At 61.0% G+C, this 1,137-nt stretch carries 1 protein-coding gene; it reads right to left on the reverse strand.

From position 1 onward, the window contains the following. Window positions 1-109 precede the first annotated feature (109 nt). Window positions 110-1,137 (reverse strand): HlyD family type I secretion periplasmic adaptor subunit (locus ACXJ7R_RS33720; RefSeq protein WP_457155569.1); only part of this gene is annotated, 1,028 nt, incomplete at its 5' end.

Genomic DNA, 1,137 nt, shown 5'->3' on the forward strand with positions numbered 1-1,137 from the left:
GATGCCGCGTCGTACGCCGCCGCGTGCCACAACCCGAAATTCCAGCCCAAAATCCTCAGCCGTGACAGGAGGCAGCAGCCGCTCGCGATCGGGAAGAGGAGAGCTGGCGCTACCGCTCACTCATCGCCTCCTGACGTGCCTTGTTGATCGGCTTCAAGAGGTAATTCAGGATCGTCTTGCGCCCGGTCTTGATGTCGACGGAACAGATCATGCCCGGGATGATCGAATAGGCCTTGCCGTCTCTCTCGAGTGTCGATTTGTCCGTCGACACGCGCACTTGGTAATAGGGTTCGCCTGTCTTCTGGTCGACCAGGCTGTCGGCTGTGATGTTGGAGACCTTGCCTTCGATGCCACCAAAGATCGAGAAATCGTAGGCGGTGACCTTGATGAGCGCGTCCTGGTCCGGCCGGATGAAGGCGACATCTCGCGGTGAAACCCGGGCCTCGACCAGAAGGGTCTCGGAGGTCGGGACGATGCCGGCCACGACCGCTCCAGGCTGGACGAAGGCGCCGACCGTGTTCAGCTCCAGCGTGTTGACAATCCCATCCACCGGAGACCGGATATCCGTGCGCGCGACCTTGTCGGTGGCGCCACGTATGGTCTCATCCACCACCGAGAGATCGGCCAGCGCCTCCGTCAGGTCGCTCAGGGCTTCCTGCTGCAACTGCAGACCTAGCTCGTCGACCTGAAGCTGGGCTTCCGTGATAGCCCCCTTGGTTTTCTTGATGGTTTCACCGGCGAGGTTCAASTGCCCTTGCAGTTCGGTATGCTCACGCTCGACGCGGATCTGCTCGGTCCTCGCCATCAGCCCCTTCTTGACCATGGAATCGACCAGCTCCTTTTCCTGGTCGCTAACAGCCAGGTTCTTGGTGAGACGATCGAGATTGGCGGTGGCTTCGTCCAATTCATTCTGGCGCTGATCGAGGCGCGACTTGAGAACCGACAGCTTGACTTCGAAGTTTTCGCGGCGCGCGACGAGCAGCTTCTGCTCGTTTTCGCAGATTTCCGGCGCTGCCTTCTGGATCTCGGGCGGACAGGGAAATGCGCCTTCGAGATTGCCGCTCTGCTCGAACTGGAGCCGCGCAATGCGCGCCTGCAGGGCTCGCGCCTTGGCCTGCTGCTCACCAAGGCTGGAGG

This window comes from Mesorhizobium sp. P5_C1 (assembly GCF_054049815.1).